This window comes from Micromonospora sicca (genome assembly GCF_003172935.1).
GTDB lineage: Bacteria > Actinomycetota > Actinomycetes > Mycobacteriales > Micromonosporaceae > Micromonospora > Micromonospora sicca.
In genome coordinates, this window is sequence record NZ_QGKS01000092.1 from 1 (window position 1) to 16,143 (window position 16,143).

Annotated in this window: 16 protein-coding genes and 5 pseudogenes; 13 read left to right on the forward strand and 8 right to left on the reverse strand. The window is 68.8% G+C overall.

Features of this window, described 5'->3' with window-relative positions; translation table 11 throughout:
• Positions 1-352: 352 nt before the first annotated feature.
• Positions 353-823 (forward strand): site-specific integrase, encoded by a 471-nt coding sequence (locus DKT69_RS03315; protein WP_109800125.1) that lies wholly within the window; start codon positions 353-355, stop codon positions 821-823.
• A 119-nt stretch (positions 824-942) separates the two neighbouring features.
• Here DKT69_RS03315 and DKT69_RS03320 read toward each other — a convergent pair whose 3' ends face one another.
• Entirely contained in the window at positions 943-1,575 is a 633-nt protein-coding gene (locus DKT69_RS03320; RefSeq protein WP_109800126.1) for a TetR/AcrR family transcriptional regulator, read from the reverse strand.
• Between the two features lie 251 nt (positions 1,576-1,826).
• Between DKT69_RS03320 and DKT69_RS03325 the strand changes: the two genes are divergently transcribed.
• The gene (locus tag DKT69_RS03325) at positions 1,827-2,792 is read left to right on the forward strand and encodes a zinc-dependent alcohol dehydrogenase family protein (RefSeq protein WP_304598660.1); all 966 of its coding nucleotides are present in this window, start codon (positions 1,827-1,829) and stop codon (positions 2,790-2,792) included.
• 24 nt (positions 2,793-2,816) lie between these two features.
• Here the strand turns inward: DKT69_RS03325 and DKT69_RS39440 are convergent, their stop codons facing one another.
• A complete protein-coding gene (locus tag DKT69_RS39440) occupies positions 2,817-3,059 on the reverse strand; it encodes a hypothetical protein (protein WP_236647312.1) in 243 nt (80 codons plus the stop codon).
• A gap of 167 nt (positions 3,060-3,226) precedes the next feature.
• On the opposite strand from DKT69_RS39440, the gene DKT69_RS40535 reads away from it, so the two are divergent.
• The 5 genes and pseudogenes from DKT69_RS40535 to DKT69_RS03345 all read left to right on the forward strand — a co-directional run.
• The gene (locus DKT69_RS40535; protein WP_255420175.1) at positions 3,227-3,361 is read left to right on the forward strand and encodes a hypothetical protein; all 135 of its coding nucleotides are present in this window, start codon (positions 3,227-3,229) and stop codon (positions 3,359-3,361) included.
• A gap of 133 nt (positions 3,362-3,494) precedes the next feature.
• Positions 3,495-3,719: pseudogene (locus tag DKT69_RS39445) on the forward strand (NAD(P)-binding domain-containing protein); the annotation flags it as partial.
• Positions 3,720-3,832: 113 nt separating this feature from the next.
• Positions 3,833-4,129 carry an NAD(P)-binding domain-containing protein gene (locus tag DKT69_RS39450; protein ID WP_236647316.1) on the forward strand — a complete coding sequence of 99 codons (297 nt, stop codon included), beginning with the start codon at positions 3,833-3,835 and terminating at the stop codon, positions 4,127-4,129.
• A complete protein-coding gene (gene merB, locus DKT69_RS03340) occupies positions 4,093-4,545 on the forward strand; it encodes an organomercurial lyase (RefSeq protein WP_161557759.1) in 453 nt (150 codons plus the stop codon). Before DKT69_RS39450 ends, merB begins: the two co-directional genes overlap by 37 nt.
• Before the next feature lie 45 nt (positions 4,546-4,590).
• Positions 4,591-5,453 (forward strand): annotated as a pseudogene (locus tag DKT69_RS03345) (IS3 family transposase); the annotation flags it as partial.
• 7 nt (positions 5,454-5,460) lie between these two features.
• On the opposite strand, the pseudogene DKT69_RS40540 reads toward DKT69_RS03345, so the two are convergent.
• Positions 5,461-6,860, reverse strand: a pseudogene (locus DKT69_RS40540) (IS30 family transposase).
• 44 nt (positions 6,861-6,904) lie between these two features.
• On the opposite strand from DKT69_RS40540, the pseudogene DKT69_RS03355 reads away from it, so the two are divergent.
• A pseudogene (locus tag DKT69_RS03355) lies at positions 6,905-7,192 on the forward strand (integrase core domain-containing protein); the annotation flags it as partial.
• Positions 7,193-7,731: 539 nt separating this feature from the next.
• Here the strand turns inward: DKT69_RS03355 and DKT69_RS03360 are convergent.
• Positions 7,732-8,688, reverse strand: a complete 957-nt coding sequence (locus tag DKT69_RS03360; RefSeq protein WP_109800129.1) for a helix-turn-helix transcriptional regulator — start codon at positions 8,686-8,688, stop codon at positions 7,732-7,734.
• Positions 8,689-8,779: 91 nt separating this feature from the next.
• On the opposite strand from DKT69_RS03360, the gene DKT69_RS03365 reads away from it, so the two are divergent.
• Entirely contained in the window at positions 8,780-9,769 is a 990-nt protein-coding gene (locus DKT69_RS03365; RefSeq protein WP_109800130.1) for an MDR family NADP-dependent oxidoreductase, read from the forward strand.
• Positions 9,766-10,878, forward strand: a complete 1,113-nt coding sequence (locus DKT69_RS03370; RefSeq protein WP_109800131.1) for a winged helix DNA-binding domain-containing protein — start codon at positions 9,766-9,768, stop codon at positions 10,876-10,878. The genes DKT69_RS03365 and DKT69_RS03370 overlap by 4 nt, the downstream gene beginning before the upstream one ends.
• A 187-nt stretch (positions 10,879-11,065) precedes the next feature.
• Here the strand turns inward: DKT69_RS03370 and DKT69_RS03375 are convergent.
• Positions 11,066-11,773, reverse strand: a pseudogene (locus tag DKT69_RS03375) (IS5 family transposase); the annotation flags it as partial.
• A gap of 229 nt (positions 11,774-12,002) precedes the next feature.
• On the opposite strand from DKT69_RS03375, the gene DKT69_RS39465 reads away from it, so the two are divergent.
• Entirely contained in the window at positions 12,003-12,449 is a 447-nt protein-coding gene (locus tag DKT69_RS39465; RefSeq protein WP_236647313.1) for a hypothetical protein, read from the forward strand.
• Here the strand turns inward: DKT69_RS39465 and DKT69_RS03385 are convergent.
• Both DKT69_RS03385 and DKT69_RS03390 read right to left on the reverse strand, forming a co-directional pair.
• Positions 12,404-12,766 carry a pyridoxamine 5'-phosphate oxidase family protein gene (locus DKT69_RS03385; protein WP_109800132.1) on the reverse strand — a complete coding sequence of 121 codons (363 nt, stop codon included), beginning with the start codon at positions 12,764-12,766 and terminating at the stop codon, positions 12,404-12,406. The genes DKT69_RS39465 and DKT69_RS03385 overlap by 46 nt on opposite strands.
• On the reverse strand, positions 12,763-13,458 hold the full coding sequence (locus DKT69_RS03390; RefSeq protein WP_109800133.1) for an NAD(P)-dependent oxidoreductase: 696 nt from the start codon (positions 13,456-13,458) through the stop codon (positions 12,763-12,765). Before DKT69_RS03390 ends, DKT69_RS03385 begins: the two co-directional genes overlap by 4 nt.
• A gap of 14 nt (positions 13,459-13,472) precedes the next feature.
• On the opposite strand from DKT69_RS03390, the gene DKT69_RS03395 reads away from it, so the two are divergent.
• Positions 13,473-14,108: a TetR/AcrR family transcriptional regulator gene (locus DKT69_RS03395; protein ID WP_236647314.1), complete on the forward strand. Its 636-nt coding sequence runs from the start codon at positions 13,473-13,475 to the stop codon at positions 14,106-14,108.
• Between the two features lie 311 nt (positions 14,109-14,419).
• On the opposite strand, the gene DKT69_RS03400 is transcribed toward DKT69_RS03395, so the two are convergent.
• Positions 14,420-14,980 carry a TetR/AcrR family transcriptional regulator gene (locus tag DKT69_RS03400; RefSeq protein ID WP_109800135.1) on the reverse strand — a complete coding sequence of 187 codons (561 nt, stop codon included), beginning with the start codon at positions 14,978-14,980 and terminating at the stop codon, positions 14,420-14,422.
• Positions 14,981-15,101: 121 nt separating this feature from the next.
• On the opposite strand from DKT69_RS03400, the gene DKT69_RS03405 reads away from it, so the two are divergent.
• A complete protein-coding gene (locus DKT69_RS03405) occupies positions 15,102-15,494 on the forward strand; it encodes a nuclear transport factor 2 family protein (RefSeq protein WP_161557760.1) in 393 nt (130 codons plus the stop codon).
• The last annotated feature ends 649 nt before the right edge of the window (positions 15,495-16,143 follow it).

Below are 16,143 nucleotides of genomic sequence, written 5' to 3' on the forward strand. Positions count from 1 at the left end.
GCCAACTGTTGGTCGCCGCCCCGACGGCGGCTGCTGGTCCCTACCGCCTCGCGCACGCCTTCAGCAGAGTCGGAGGATCGTCGATTTGATGGGTTCGATGTCCCCGTCGGTGCCCTCTTCTGCCGCGATCCGGGCGCTCCGCCCCTCGTCGTGGTAACACGCTGTAGTCAGTGGGCGAGATCGTCCAGTGGATTTGATCAGGGCGTCCGCCGCTACTGTCGGACGCTGGCGCCGTTGAGTGGTTGACGTAGTCGTCGACTGCCCGGAGCTGTAATGCACCTGTTCTTCGCAGACGTGCGGACGGTCCGTAAGGCTGGTGGTGTCCCGGGGCTGAGTGCACCGGAGACCTCCGATGTGCTCGCAAGGTCCGCGCCGGTCCCGGGTATGCCGGTGCTCGGTGGAGCCGCTGTGCAGCTGGTTCCGGGAGTTGGCGCTGAACCGGCGCAGCCCAAAGACGATGCGCGGGTACGGGTACACGGCGTTGATGCTGCTGCGGTTCCTGCAGGCCCGAGGGCTCGACCTGGCCGAGGCAGACGTCCAGGACTTCCGGCGTTGGCGGCTCGACGAGGCCGAGCAGACTGTCGGTGAGGCGGCCTGGGATCGCGACGCGGCATCGATCGGCTGCCTCTACGACCTCCTGCTGCGGCAGGGCGTCGTTGTGCGTCGGCCATGGCGAGCGACGACCCGCCGGCAGCGAACGCTGGCCAGCGGGACCCGCCGCGATATGCGGGTGCGACACATGGAGCTTCCGGACGGCCAGGGACCCGTTTATCGGAAGTCATCCCGGAAATCTACTTCCTGTAATCAGTCTTATCGGAAGTAAGGTCTGACGGATGGCGGACCGCGCGTCGCGCACCGCTGACTCTGCGCGAGTCATCCAATGTGGATAAGAGATCCGCGACTGGCTGACAGCCGCCTTCGACGCTTCCTGCCGCCCTTCCGCTACGGCTGATTCCTCCGCCGATCGCTAGCAACAGCGAGGCCCGCGAACGGCTTGCCGCCCTCGACGTCTCCCCACGGCCTTCCGTTCGGGCTGATTCCCCGCACCGCCAATGCCAGCAGCCGATCCGCCTCCGCGGCCGGATCCCGGTGGTGCTCCGTGGCGAGGACGATGCCGGTGACCAGCGCCAGCAGATCCGCCGACGTCACCCCGGCCGGCACTGCGCTGGCACCGATGGCCCGCCGCACCAGCGGTTCACCGGCATCCGTGACGCGCACACAGGCGCGCCCCTGACCCACGTCGGCCTCCTCCCGCATCAGCGCCACGGCCATGCCCCGCGCGGAGGCGGCGTACTCCACGAGCGCGGCGAGCCAGTCGAGCAGCGCGGCCCGTGCGTCCTCGGCGCCGGCCAGTTCGCGGGCGCGGGCGTCCAGTGCCTCGACGCGTTCCCGGAAAACGGCGTCGAGCAGGGCGCGCCTGCTGGGGAAGTGCCGGCGCACGGTGGCCGACCCGACCCCGGCGGCGCGGGCGATCTGCTCCAGCGACGCCTCCGCGCCGTGCGCGGCGACCTCCTGCTCGGCGACGGCGAGGATCCGCGCGTAGTTGCGCTGGGCGTCGGACCGCTGCGCGGGCATGGATCACCTCCCGAACCCCGAAGTGGCGGGGCCCGCCACTTAGTTGTTATCGTAGCGGATGCGAAGTGGCGGGCCCCGCCGCTTAGTCGTTCGAGAGGTGCCCATGCCCGCCTGGACAAGGGTCATCCGCATGGGCGAGCCACCCCGGCTCCCGCGCAAACGCCCGTCCCCGACGCGCACAGTCATTACATCGTGACGCCCGTTGGGGGTGGTACAGCCAGAGAAAAGGGATAACCATGCGCTTGTTCAGGATGTCCGAATCCGGCCGTATCGCACTCGTCGACGAACCGGCGCCGACACCCGGCACAGGCCAGGTGTTGGTACGTGTGCGCGCCAGCTCGCTCAACGCCCGCGACCTGTTCATGCTGGACGGCCGCTACCCGGTGCCGCCCGGTCGGGTGCCGCTGTCCGATGCCGCGGGCGTCGTCGATGCCGTCGGCCCCGGCGTCACGCGGTTCGAGGTCGGTGACCGGGTGTTGAACTCGTTCCACGCCACCTGGTTCGGCGGACCGCAGCGCAAGCCTGGCCCGGCGTACCACACGGACATTGACGGGTGGCTGGCCGAATACGTCGTGATCGACCAGCAGGGGCTGGTGTCCATGCCCGAGCACCTGGACTTCACGGAGGGGGCGACACTGCCCTGCGCCGCGGTCACGGCGTGGTCGGCGGTGGAGGGGGCCGGTCCCGGGGACGCGGTGCTGGTCCAAGGTTCGGGCGGCGTCTCGCTGTTCGCACTGCAACTCGCCCGCGCCGCGGGAGCCCGCGTGATCGCCACGACGTCCAGCGAGAAGAAGGCGGCGCGACTCCTCGAACTCGGCGCGAGCGACGTGATCAACTACGTCTCCACGCCTGACTGGGGCGCCGAGGTGCGCAAGCTCACCGACGGTCAGGGCGCCGACGTGATCGTGGAGGTCGGTGGCGCGGGGACGATCGCGCAGTCGATCGCGGCGGTCGCGTACCGCGGCGTCATCTCGCTGGTCGGCCACGTCGCGTATGACACGACGGGCATGAACCTCCTGGACTTCACCTACAGCGGCGCAACGCTGCGCGCGATCGGCGGCGGCAGCAGGAGTGACCTGGAGGACATGAACAGAGTGATCACCGCGCACAAACTGCGGCCGGTGATCGACCGCGTCTTCCCCTTCGAGCAGGCGCCCGCCGCAGCGTCCTACATGGAGAGCGGTGCTCACTTCGGCAAGGTCGTCATCAGCCACTAACACCGACGCGTCCACGGCAGGCCTTCAGCCGGTGGCCCACAGGATCGGCCGGTCGGCCGTCCCGCCGAGACCTTCGCCGAAGGGGTGACCGCGCATCGCGATCCATTCACCAATGGACAGGAGACAAGGCATGTTCGAGCTCCGCGCGCCCCGCTGGGTGAAGCCGTTGAACATGTTCCTGATGGCGGTCCAGAAGCTTGGCATCCCCGCCGGGCCGGCGATGGTGCTGACGGTGCCCGGCAGGAAATCCGGAAAGCCGCGCAGCACCCCGCTGACACCGTTCGAGCACGACGGCGGCCTTTACGCCGTGGCGAATTACCCCGGCGCCGACTGGGGCGGCCAACGCCCGTGCGGCGGGCGCCGGAACGCTTTCCCGCGGCCGCAAGTCGCGGCGCGTGCGAATCGTCGAACTCAGCCCTGCCGAAGCGGGTCCCGTGCTGCGCAGGTTCGCGACCAAGGTGCCGGGCGGCGTCGGGGTGGCCAAGCGGACGGGGCGGGTACGCGAGGGCACTCCGGATGAGTTCGCCGCCCTGGCCGGCCAGCTCCCCGTGTTCCGGTTCGACGGCTAGGCAAGTACTCCAGCCGCACTTTCAGATTCGGTGTCTGCGCTGGTAGTGGCTGTTCAGGCAGAGCATTGATGCCGGCGCGACCACCATGACCACTGCCAGACAAGGCCACCATCAACCCGGAAGCAGAGCAGACATGGCCACCCTTGGTATCATCGGAAGCGGAAACATCGGCGCAGCTGTCGCGCGTCTCGCGGTCGCGGCTGGAATTCCCGTCGTGGTGTCGAACTCTCGAGGGCCGCAGAGCCTCGCCGACCTCATCGCTGAGCTAGGCCCGCTGGCCGCAGCCGGCACGGTCGAGCAGGCGGCCCAGGCCAGTGACCTCGTCTTGCTGTCCGTGCCGCTCACTGCGCACACCGCCGTCCCGGCAGCACCGCTCGCGGGCAAGACCGTGCTGGACACCAGCAACTACTACCCTTCCGCGACGGCCGGATCGCCGAGCTCGACGATGACAAGCTCACCACCAGCGAGCTGGTGCACCGGCACTTCGACGGAGTCCGGCTGGTCAAGGCGTTCAACAACATCCTGGCCCACCACATCCCCCAGCTGGCCCGCCCTTCCGGTGCCGCCGACCGCACCGCCCTGCCGATCGCCGGTGACCATCCCGAGGCGAAGGCCGACGCGGCGACGCTGATCGACCGATTGGGTTTCGACACCGTCGACGCAGGCCCGCTAGCTCGGCCGCCGACGCGGTCGGCCTCGATGCGGCAGCCGCCCTACGGCAACTCAGTGCCGTGGATCTGCTCCCTGTCGACGACGGCGGGCGGCTGATCGCCGCCTACCCGTTCTCCCCGGTGCCGACACCGCATACGGTGTCGCTCGGTGACGTCGACGTGTTCGCGATGTGCGCCATCCACGCGCTGGGCATGCCGTTCATGCTCGACACCGACGCGCTCATCACCTCCGCAGACCCGCACACCGGCAAACCCATCCAAGTCACCGTCGCCGAAGGCGCCGCCACCTACCAGCCGCCGGAAGCGGTGGTGGTGTACGCGGCGAGCCGTGCGACCGGCCGTTCGGTAGACACCTGCTGCTTCACCATCAACTTCTTCACCTCAGCCCGAAAACGCCCAGGCGTGGATCACCGCCCATCCCACCCTCACCGCCACCGTCCTCGACCAGGACCAGGCCATCACGCTGGGCCGCGACATCTTCGAGCCCCTGGGGACTGCCCCCGGTTCGGTTGACTCCTGACCTGTGAGGATGCGTTCCTCGCTGGAAGGATGTCTGCCATGCCGAAAGCGTTCCCGCCGGAGTTCCGCCGTGATGTCGTCGCGGTCGCCCGCAAGGGTGAGGCGCCCATCGCGCAGATCGCGAAGGACTTCGGGATCTCCGAGTCGTGTCTGCACCGCTGGCTCAAGCTCGCCGAGATCGAGGACGGGGGTCGTCCCGGGACCACCAGCAGTGAGTCCGCAGAGCTGCGGGAGCTGCGGCGGCGGAGCAAGCTCCTCGAGCAGGAGAATGAGATCCTGCGTCGGGCGGCGGCGTTCTTCGCCAAGGAGATCGCCCCAAAATGACGTACCCGCTGGTCGGTGACCTGGCCGCGGACGGGATTCCCGTCGCGGTGACCTGCCGGGTGCTGGGCTTCAGCAAGCAGGCCTACTACGCGTAGCGCGCCGAGCCGGTCTCGCAGCGGGACTGGGACGACGCGCACCTGATCAACGCCGCCCTCGACATCCACGCCGACGATCCGGCGTTCGGGTACCGGTTCATCGCCGACGAACTGCCCGCCCACGGCATCACCGCCGGCGCCAACCGGGTGGCCAGGCTCTGCTCACAACAGCGCATCTGGTCGGTGTTCGCCAAGCGCAAGGGCCTCACCAGGCGGGCCGGGCCGCCGGTGCACGACGACCTGGTGCAACGCCGCTTCACCGCCGACGCGCCCAACCGGGTGTGGCTGACCGACATCACCGAACACCCCACCGCCGAGGGCAAGCTGTACCTGTGCGCGATCAAGGACGTGTACTCCGGCCGGATCGTCGGCTACTCCATCGACACCCGGATGAAGGCATCCCTGGCCGTCACCGCGCTGCGTAACGCGGCCCGGCTGCGCAACCCGGCCGGCACGATCGTGCACTCGGATAGGGGCAGCCAAGGCGGATTCAATCGGTCGTCGCAACACTGGGTTGTTGGAGCGATCGTAGGTGTTCGTCGAGGACTTCGGCTGGAGTCTTCCAGCCGAGAGTTTTCCGGGGTCTGCTGTTGAGCGCGTGGGCGACAGCGTTGATCTCGTCGGCGCTCCATCTGGACAGGTCGGTGCCTTTCGGGAAGTACTGCCGCAGCAGCCCGTTGGTGTTCTCGTTGCTGCCGCGTTGCCAGGGGCTATGCGGGTCGGCGAAGAACACCGGGACTCCGGTCTCGACCGTAAACCGTGCATGCGCAGACAATTCCTTGCCGCGATCCCATGTCAGCGATCTGCGGAGCTGCTCGGGCAGTGTCGTGATCGTCTCGGCGAGGGCTTGCTCATCGTGATCGCCCCATACCCGGCGAGAGCCGGCCCGTTCTTCGTCCGCGGGATCACACCCCAGCCGTCCTCGCGTGGTAGGTGGATCAGCATCGTGAACCTGGTCGTCCGCTCGACCAGGGTCCCGATCGCGGAACGCTGCAAACCGATGATCAGATCTCCTTCCCAGTGCCCGGGGACGGCGCGGTCCGCGGCTTCGGCCGGACGTTCACTGATCAGCGTGTCGCTGGTGACATGCGCCCAGGCGCGTTGTTTCGCGCGTGCCCGGGGGACGCGAAGCGCCCGCCTGGTCCGCAAGCAGGTGACCAGTTCGCGATTGACGGCGCCGCGGCTCTGGACATACAGCGCCTGATAGATCGCTTCGTGACTGATGCGCATGGACTCATCCTCCGGGAACTCGGCCCTGAGCCTTCGGGAGATCTGCTCCGGACTCCACCCGTTCACCCATGCCCGGTCGCTCCGGTGGGGCTTGTTGCGGCCCTTCCACTGTGGGCCCTTCGGCCCGGCGACCGGACGGCCATCCACTGTCCGGATCGCACCCGCAAGCCGTTGCTGGACATACTCCCGGAGTCGCTCATTCGTGAGCAGCTTCGCGGTCTTCGGCCGGCGGGCTCGACGCTCGGCATGCCACTGCGCGGTCGAGGCCTTGTAGTCCAACCGGTATGTCCTGGTCGAGGCGTTGCGCCGCAACTCCCGCGAGATTGTCGACGGGTCTCGGCCGAGCTGGCGTGCGATCTCGCGGACGCCCATGCCTTGCGCCTTCGACAGAGCGATGTCTTCGCGTTCGCTGAACGACAGATACCGGCCCGACACCGTTGCGGGCAACGCAGGATTCACGCCGCCAGCGTGCCGGAACCACCGGAATCCAACCGGTGACGACACGCCCGCCGCCGTGGCCGCGTCCTCGGTCATCACACCACGACTGATCGCAGCCCAGAACCTGACCCTGTCCTCACGCCACGCCACCGTCGGTCGTCCCGGCGAGGGAATCTGACCCCGATACTCCCGAACCCGCTTCTGCCTCGGCCCATACGCCATCGCTTCACCCTTCCGACGAGGTGTTGCGACGACCAGTTGAATCCGCCCAATTCCGGTCCAGAAAGTTCGTCAAGGCGTTGCACCGCAACGGATTGGTCGGCTCTATGGGCCGGGTCGGCGCCTGCGGCGACAACGCGGCGATGGAATCGTTCTTCGCCCTACTGCAACGCAACGTCCTGGACCGGCAACGCTGGCACACCCGCCATGAACTACGCCTGGCGATCGTGACCTGGATCGAACGCACTTACCACCGCCGCCGGCGGCAACGACGCCTCGGACGACTCACCCCGATCGAGTTTGAGACAATCAACAGGCCCGCACACGCGGCCTGAACCACTCAACCCCGCGAGTCAACCAAACCCGGGGCAGTCCCCTCCCCGGCAGGGCGTGCCCGTGGACATGCGGTGCATCAGATTGCAGGTCGACTGGCGTTGCCAGCCGGGCATCACGTTGCGTTGAGCGGCTACGTGCGCGTGCTGCCAGTGGTGATGGGGGCGCGCCAGGCCCCCTTGCCGAAGCCACCCATCAGGTGCGGCCTGCCGCGCCCTCATCACTGGCCACCGTACCTGCGCATGGCTGGGGACGATGGCGGTTAGTAAACCACCCCGCGAACGAGTGACCGTTGGCTTAGAGGTCGCGCAGATTGGCGCGGGGGCGCGCCCGGCAGCAAACCAGGCACAGGTCTTGGCGCTCATGGAGTTGCGCCGTGCTGTGATCATCGGGGAGGCCTATCCCTGTCCGTACTTCATGGCTGACCGAACCGCTGTGGGACCGATCTTCAAGCCCTCCTACGCCTGGCAGAACGCCTTTCCACTGCCTCGCCGGCTGCCACGAACGTCGCGCCACCGTCGCGGTGCCACGGCGAGGAAGGTCATGCGGGTGCGCGGGTGGCCCGGATGAAGCGGGCGCCCCACTCCTGGACGTGCGCGGCGAACTCCGGCGGCCCCAGGACCTCGAACTCGGCGCCCACGTTGCCCAGTGCCTGGGTCGGCCAGTCGAGGGAGGTCGAGGTCATGGTGAGCTGGCAGCTGTCCTGATCGAGTGGCTCGATCGTGCCCCAGCGGCCGACCACCTGCCGCACCCGCGAGGAGGGCGCGTGCACAAGGACCTCGACCGTGTACGGAGCCGGGGCCCCGCTCGCTGCCTGGACGAAGGCCACGGCGTCCTCGGCCGGGAGCAGGCGCGGCCGGAAGCGCGTGCCGGTAGCCGTCGGCTCGGTCAGCCGGTCGAGGCGGAAACTGCGCCAGTCGTGCCGACCCAGGTCGTAGGCCACCAGGTACCAGCGTCCGCCGAGTGCGACGACGCGGTGCGGCTCGACCTCGCGCTCAGTGGGTGCGGAGCCCCTGGCCGTGTAACCGAACCGCAGCCGCTCCTCGTCCCGGCAAGCCTGGGCGACTGCGGTGAGCACCCCCGCCGCGACGACCGGCCCGGACACGACAGCGGAGAGGGTCATCTCCCGCAGGGCGTCCACCCTGGCCCGCAGCCGGGGCGGCAGGACCCGCACCACCTTGGTGAGTGCGCGCAGAGACGCCTCCTCCATCCCCGCGATCCCGCTCTGCACCGCGTCGCCGATGCCCACCGCGAGGGCCACCGCCTCCTCGTCGTCCAGCAGCAGCGGCGGCAGGACGGCGCCGGGCGCGAGCTGGTAGCCACCGTCGGTGCCCCGGGCCGCGCTGACCGGGTAGCCGAGCTCGCGCAGCCGCTCGACATCGCGGCGCAGCGTCCGCTCGGAGACCCCGAGCCGGTCGGCCAGTTCCAGGCCGGACCAGTGCCGGTGGGTCTGCAGCAGCGAGAGCAGTCTGAGGGTCCGTGAGCTGGTGTTCGCCATGGCGACATCCTGCCTCGACTTCCGGTCAGAAACTGGCCGGAAGCATCCCTAGAGTCGATCTCGACGGTCACACCCGAGGTAAGGACAGAAAATGATCACCCGTGAGATCCAGCTGACTGCCCAGATCACCGGCGCCCTCACGCTCGAACATTTCACCGTCGCCAAGACCGAGGTGGACGGCGAGGTCCTGGTACGCACCGACCAGATCGGGCTCGCCGCGACCTACCTGGAGCTGATGCGGGCAGACTGCACCATTCCGGTCCCGGCCTGGCAGCCGGGGCAGCGGGTAGGGGTGGCCGCCATCGGCACCGTGGTCCGATCCGACAGCCCCGAACTCGAGGCCGGCGACCTGGTCCAGTCGATGACCGGCTGGAGCGAGTACTCGGCCGGCCCGGCCGGCTCGTACCTCAAGCTCAGCCGCGAGCTCTTCGCCGACCCCGGCTACTACCTCGGCCAGGGACCGACCGCCTACTACGGGATGGCCGAGGTAGCGGCCGTCGGCGAAGGCGACGTGGTCTTCGTCTCCGGCGCGGCGGGCGGGGTCGGCTCGCTGGCCGGGCAGATCGCCAAGTGCCTTGGCGCGGCGCGGGTGATCGGCAGCGCCGGCAGCCCGGCGAAGGCCGACTACTTGGTGAACGAGCTCGGCTACGACGCCGCCTTCGACTACCACGACGGCTCCGCGGCCGACCGGCTCAAGGAACTCGCGCCCGAAGGCATCTCGGTCTTCTTCGACGTCGTGGGCGGCGAGCAGTACCAGGGCGCGCTCCAGGCGGCCCGGCCCGGAGCGCGCTTCGCGCTCTGCGGCTCACTGTCCAGCCAGCTCGGTGACGCGGCGCAGCGCTTTCCGCAGCCCGATCGCGCGGCGGCCGAGGCCAGGGGCGTCGAGCTGCTGCCGTTCTCCTGCTACCACACGCCCGATCAGATCGCGGCCTGGCGCGAGCACTTCAGCAGCTGGCTCGGCGAGGGCCGCTTCGTCTACCCGCAGACAGTCGTCGAGGGCGGGATCGAGGACGTGCCGCAGGCGTTCCTCTCCCTACTGCAGGGTTCCTACCAGGGCAATGTCTCGGTGCCGCTGCCGTGACCACACTCTCCCTCCGGGCCCTGAACCGGGCGCTGATGGACCGCCAGTTCCTGCTGGGGCGCACCGATCGCACCCCGCTGGAGGTGATCGGGCGACTGGTTGCGCTGCAGGCACAGGAGCCCAACTGGGCCTATGTCGGGCTGTGGAGCAGAATCCACGCCTTCACGCAGTCCGAGCTCACCGCACTGCTGGAGGACCGGCAGGTGGTCCGCTCCGCTCTGCTCCGCAGTACCCAGCACCTCGCCGCGGCCGACGACTTCCGTCGGCTGCGGCCGCTGCTGCAGCCCGTGCTCGACCGCACGGCCGGCTCGCCCCACTTCACCCGGAACACCACAGGCCTGGACGCGGCGTCCTTGGTGGCCGAGGGACTCGACCTTCTCGCGGGAGGGACGCTGTCGCGCAAGGAGCTGGCCCGGCGGCTGACCGAACGCCATCCGGGACGCGACGGGCGGATTCTGGCCGGGCAGGTGGAACTGCGCACCCCCCTCGTCCATGGCGCGGCCACCGGCGCATGGGGCTCCTGGGGCAACCGGTCGGCGGTCTCGGTCACGCCCGCCGAGGTCTGGCTGGGACAGCCGATGGCGACCGCAGCGACGGCGACTGCCGCCAAGGAGCTGATCCGCCGCTATCTGGCCGCCTTCGGGCCGGCCGGAGTGAAGGACGTCCAGGCCTGGTGCGGACTGACCCGCCTGGGCGAGGTCGTCACGGATATGCGCGCCGAACTGCGCCACTACTCCGGCCCCGACGGCGGGGATCTGATCGATCTGGCCGACGCTGAGCTGCCCGACCCCGAGACGCTCGCTCCAGTGCGGCTGCTGCCCGCCTTCGACAACGCCCTGCTCGGCCACGCCGACCGAACCCGGGTCATCAGCGACGAGGACCGGAAGTGGGTGATGCCCGGCCAGGCACAGGTACGGCCCACCTTCCTGGTGGACGGCTGGGTGCACGGAACGTGGTCCCTCGACGCCGGGACGCTGCGGCTCACCCCGTTCCGACCGCTCTGCGCAACCGATCGGGCGGCCCTGGAACAGGAAGCCGACCGGCTGCTGCCGTTCGTGGGAGGCAGGGTGGTGTCCTACAGCGACCCTGTCGCGGCCCAGTCATATTAAGGTTCCACCCCGGCACCTACCACTCGAACAAGGCTAGGCGAGGCGAGCGCCTGATTGGTGGTCAGAGCGCAAGCTACTGCGTCATCGTCGTCGTGCCGAAGGCGTAACCCAACACCACGTTGCCGGTCGTGCGGCCGACGCCGGGCAGCGTCGCATAGAACCGTGGAGTCCAGTGGCAGGCGTGCATTCATGGGCGGCGGTTCGGGCGGTTGTCCCAGCGGTGGGTTGTCCAGGCTCGTCGGATGAGGCCGCGAACGGTGATGATCGTGTCCGCGAGGTCGAAGAAGACGTCGATCACGATGGCGCAGCGTTCGTAGCAGCGGGCGAGGCGGTGGAAGGCGTTCTGCCAGGCGTGGGTGCGCTCGACGTGCCAGCGCTGGCTTGCCTGGATCGGTGCCTTCTCGCCCTTGTGCGCTATCCGGCCGTGCAGGCCGCGTTCGTCGAGCAGGGCGCGGGTCTTGTTCGAGTCATAGCCGGCGTCCAGGTGCACCGTGATGCCGTTGGGCAGCGGCCCGAGGTCCGCGAGGCGGTCCAGCGTGGGGGCCAGCAGCGGGGAGTCGTGGCAGTTTGCCCCGGCCAGGACGCGACCGAGTGGGATTCCGTAACCATCCGTCATGCCGGAGCGCTTCAGACCCTGTTTGCCGCGATCAACCGGGGAGCGCCCGGCGACCTCGCCGCCGCCGGGGGCCTTGGTGATGGAGCCGCCGACGGCGATCTGCTCCAGCATCAGGCCAACCATGCGGTCGTAGGAGTCGAGTGCGATCTGCTTGAACTGGCTGAAGATGCCCAGTCGGATCCACTCGTCGCGCCGGCTGCGGATGGTGCTGGCCGAGCAGGTCGTGTCGGCGATCGCTTCGTAGGAGCAGCCGAAACGCAGCAGTTGGAGGAGCTTGTCCCTTTGCCCCAACCCCGCACCGCCCGCGGTGAGCAGCACGGTGAACCGCTGGCCGATACCGAGCACATCGCGGGATTGCGCCCGCTGCCGGCGCAGCTGCAGCGCAGGTAAGACGGGGGCGCCGACGACGGCGACCTCGGACGTGGGCCCCAGGACCCGCACGGCGTGCTCCCGGGTCCCAGGATCGGTCAACAACACTCGGTCGTACCGGCCGTGGAACCAGATCCGGTTGACCGGTCCGCTGTCCGTGGACGAGCGAGACAACCGGTACGTCCCCGTCGGCCAGCCGCCGCGCGCACAGGTAACCGGCGACCGGATGGGTGGCGATCACGAGGTCCGGTGCCATCCGCCGCAGCCACTTTCCCGCCGGCCTGCCGAAAGCGAGGTCCGAGAACCTGCAGACGATGCCATCATCGAAGGTCCGGCGGGGCTCCGCGCTGCGAGAGGCCCCGTCGTACCAGGTCGCCGCTGGCGTACCAAACCGTCGCTGCGGACAACCGAGTTCTGGGTTTACATCGCGGCAGTGATCGGTGTGCTGGCCGCATCTCAGTTGGTCGGCAAGAACTCGGTCGGCGTAGACATCTTCGGCGCCAACCATGCCTGGTTCTTCATCACGCTGCTGACCATCGGCTACCTAGGTAGCCGCGGTCTGGCCAAGGCCGGAAGCAGGAGGTAGCGGCGTGCGCCCTCGGCGACCCGCGCCGCGTCGTTGGACACGGTCGCGGTGCCTTCGAGGGTGATCCAGCGGAACCCCGCGACCTGGCACACCGCGACGCGGCCCTCGGGAGAGCGCGCCACGTTGCGGGCCTTGCGGCTGGACGCGACGGTCAGTACTCGGGCCAGGCCGGTGGCCGGGTCCCAGGTGAACCGGACGGCCGTGACGTGCGGCGAGCCGTCCGGCCGCAGCGTCGTCAGCGTGCATTGGTGCGGCTCGGCGAGGAACGCCGCGCCCCCCGCCGCTTCGCTAGGGCCTCTAGCTGCCGGCGGCGTCACTTCTTTTTCGCGACGGCCTCGCGCCAGATCAGGCCTGCGATGCTCGGCCTGACCTCGGTGGTGATCACCGCCATCGCCCGCCGGATGAACCGGTCGTCGGTCAGCTGTGCCACCATGCTCGCCGCCAGATCCGCGCGCGCCGTGAACAACCCGTCCGCGACGTTGTCCTCAACGTGGTACCGCGTGACGGTCGGGTGATCGAACAGCCCGGACGGCCGGGCGAGCGTCCAGTCCAGGTCGCTGTCGCGGACGAGGGCCTCCATGCGGCGCATGTCCTCGTGCGCGGTGCGGCCCAGCCTGCGGTTGACCAACGGGTCCATGATGTTGTTGAAGAAGAATGCGCCGGTCGGTCGCCACATCGGATCCATGACGCTGGAGCTGACCGTGACCAGCCGCTTCACCCCGTGCCGGTGCATCGCCGCCACGATGTTCGCGTTGCCCAACGAATACACCGTGATCGGTTTGGGGGAAAGCGGCACCCCCAGGCTGGATAGGACGGCGTCGCCGCCGGCGACGGCACGTTCGACGGCGTCGGGGTTGGCGACGTCGGCGGTGATCACGGTGAGGCCGGCGCGGGGCTGGATGCTGCCCGGGCGGCGGGTGACCGCGGTGACCTGATGGCCGGCGGCCAGGGCCTGCGCGGTGAGGTGGCGGCCGGTTGGGCCGGTGGCGCCGAAGATGACAGTACGCATGTGCTCGCTCCTCGTTGCGGGGTTGGTGGTTTGACGATGCCGCGCCAGGAGCGCAATATTCAACTGTGCTGAATAAAACGCGGGGCCGGCCCCGCGGCAACCCCGACACCAAGGCCCGCATCGCCGAGGCCGCCCGCGAGCTGTTCCTGGCGCACGGGTACAAGGGCACGACAGTCCGCGCGGTCGCCGCCGCGGCGAGCGTCGACTCGGCGCTGATCAGCTACCATTTCGGCTCCAAGCAGGGCCTCTTCGGCCAGTCGCTGAACCTGCTGTGCGTCGAGTCCACCGCCCTCGACCAAGCCCTGCAGGGTGACCAGGCCGGCCTCGCCGACCGGCTTCTCACCTCCGTCACGAGCCTGTGGGACGCCACCGAGCCCACCGAAAACCGCATGGCGTTGCAGGACGCCGACACGATGCGCGCCTTCCGCGACTACCTGGAAAGTGAGCTCCTCGTCCGCATTGCTGAATTTCTCGGCGGCCCGGACGCGACGGAGCGCGCCACCGCGGCGGTCGGCGTGATCGGCGGCCTGATCTTCACGCGATACCTGAACCCGATCCGTTCCATCGCCGCCCTGCCCTCGGCCGAAGTGCGGCGCATCTTCGGGCCGGCGCTGCGGGCTGCCCTGCACGCCCGAGTCCGCCAGCGCTGAGCCCGGTCAGCCCAGGCGAGCGGGTGGGGCAAAGACTCGGCCAACTGGTTTTGTTCGTGAGTTACGGCGCCACATGTCGCTGAGTTCGGGCGCCGATCTCGATGTTCGTATGTTTCGGCTCCACCCCGGACGCTGGTCTGGTCTTGGCCGCCGGACCAGCCTTGCGCTCACGCATGGTGACGAGTCACGGGGAGCCGGGCGCGCGGCGTCTGTGGCATGACTGGGCGCACTCCGATGGGTCGATATGCCAGCCTTGTTCCTCGGTTTACCGTAGGTGGCTCTGGATTGGCCGGGGGTCGGCGCAGCGGGAGTTAACCGTGTAGCGCGCGAAGGGCGGCGGCGAGTAGTTCGTCGCGCTGTGCTGGGCCGAGCGAATCCTCTGCGGTCCCCATGAGGGCGAGTGTGCCTTGCTTGGCGACCGCGAGCGCCGCGTGAGCACGGACGGTCGCGGTGACGGTGGGGTTCGGCCCGGCGAGAACGGCCGCGAGGGAGTCGTTGAGTTCGTGGGCGTGCTGGAGTCCGGCGCGGTCGTTGAGGACGTCCTGGGTGGACGGATCGCTGCTGATCATGGTGGCGATTGAGCGGGTTGCGGCGGTCGTGTCGATGAGCGCGGCGAGCAGCTTCTCGGGGGTTTGTTGTTCCGCGACCGCGCGTTCAGCGAGGCGTGCGAACTCGGCCAGCGGACCGGCGACCAGTTCTTCGAGGATCTCGGTTTTGGCGCCGAAATGGTGGTACAACGCTGCCTTGCTGATCCCGAGCTGGCTGGTGATGTCGGCGATCGAGGTTCCGGCATAGCCCTTGCTGGTGAACAGGCGCATCGCCACCGCCAGGATGCGGCTGCGCGTGTCGTCATGGCCGGCCACCTTCGGCATGTTGCTCCTTCACGACCGTCGTTGTGGCGATCAGCCTACTTGCCGATCGTTCGGTAAGGCGATACGGTCGCCTTACCGAACGATCGGTAGGCACCTGGGATGAAGGGGTTCTCTCTTGTCAGTGATCAGCGCACGTAACGTCGTCGACGAGGTCGTCCGGCTCACCGGCGAAGGGCCGGCTATCGAACTGGCCGACATGTTCACGGAGGACGCCATCTTCGACATGCCAATGCTTCCCCCTGGCCTGCCCCCGCAGGAGCCCGGCCGCGAGGCGTTCCGCGCCCATCTCCGGGAAGGCGCGGCGGTTCAGCGCTTCGATCGGGTCAGCGACGTATTTATCCACGAGACCAGCGACCCCGCCGTCGCTGTGGCCGAATACCGGATCCATGGCAGGATTCTCGCCACCGGCACGCGGTTCACCGCGCCAGTCGTGATGGTCGCCGGAATCCGCGACGGACGCGTCGCCTGGTCGCGCAACTACTCGACCATGCTCGACGAGCCGGAGGAACAGTAACCGGAACGCTGCTGCGCGGGCCTGCGGGCGCGTCTTCTCCCCCTGATTGCGGCGAGGTCAGCACGCGGCGGTGGCTCGACCGCCGGTGCAGGCCCGCCACACGATCGCGACCCCGCACTGCGGCAGCGCCGCCCGGCACCCGAATGCCGGCGCGGCGCGGGCCGCGCGGCGTCCGACGAATGGTCAGCGGGCAGACACGGACGTTCGTCCGATCGGGGTCGGACCAGACGCCCGCTCATCGGCCGCACATCGGCCCAGCTCTCGTCACCATAGTCGGTGTCTACGGAGAGTGGCTCAATGACCCGTGCCGACCTCGGCGCTGCGTCAGGCATTGATCAACAAGTGGCGCTCGTTTGGCACGAACAATCACGCGGGACGGGGCCGCCCAACCCGTCGATCATACGTCGATCACACAGCCATCCACAGTAGACATGAGAAAGGCTCTGATCTGGGATGAAAACCAGATCAGAGCCTTGATCATTTGTGCGCCGCCAGGGACTCGAACCCCGAACCCGCGGATTAACGAGGTCGTGCACGATTAGGACCCGGCAGTGCTTGTATGCCTGGTTCGGTTTGGTGGTTTGCCTACCGTTCGGCGCAGCGGTCGGAGACCAGTCCGGCGATGGCGAGCGTGGTGTCTTCGAAGTGT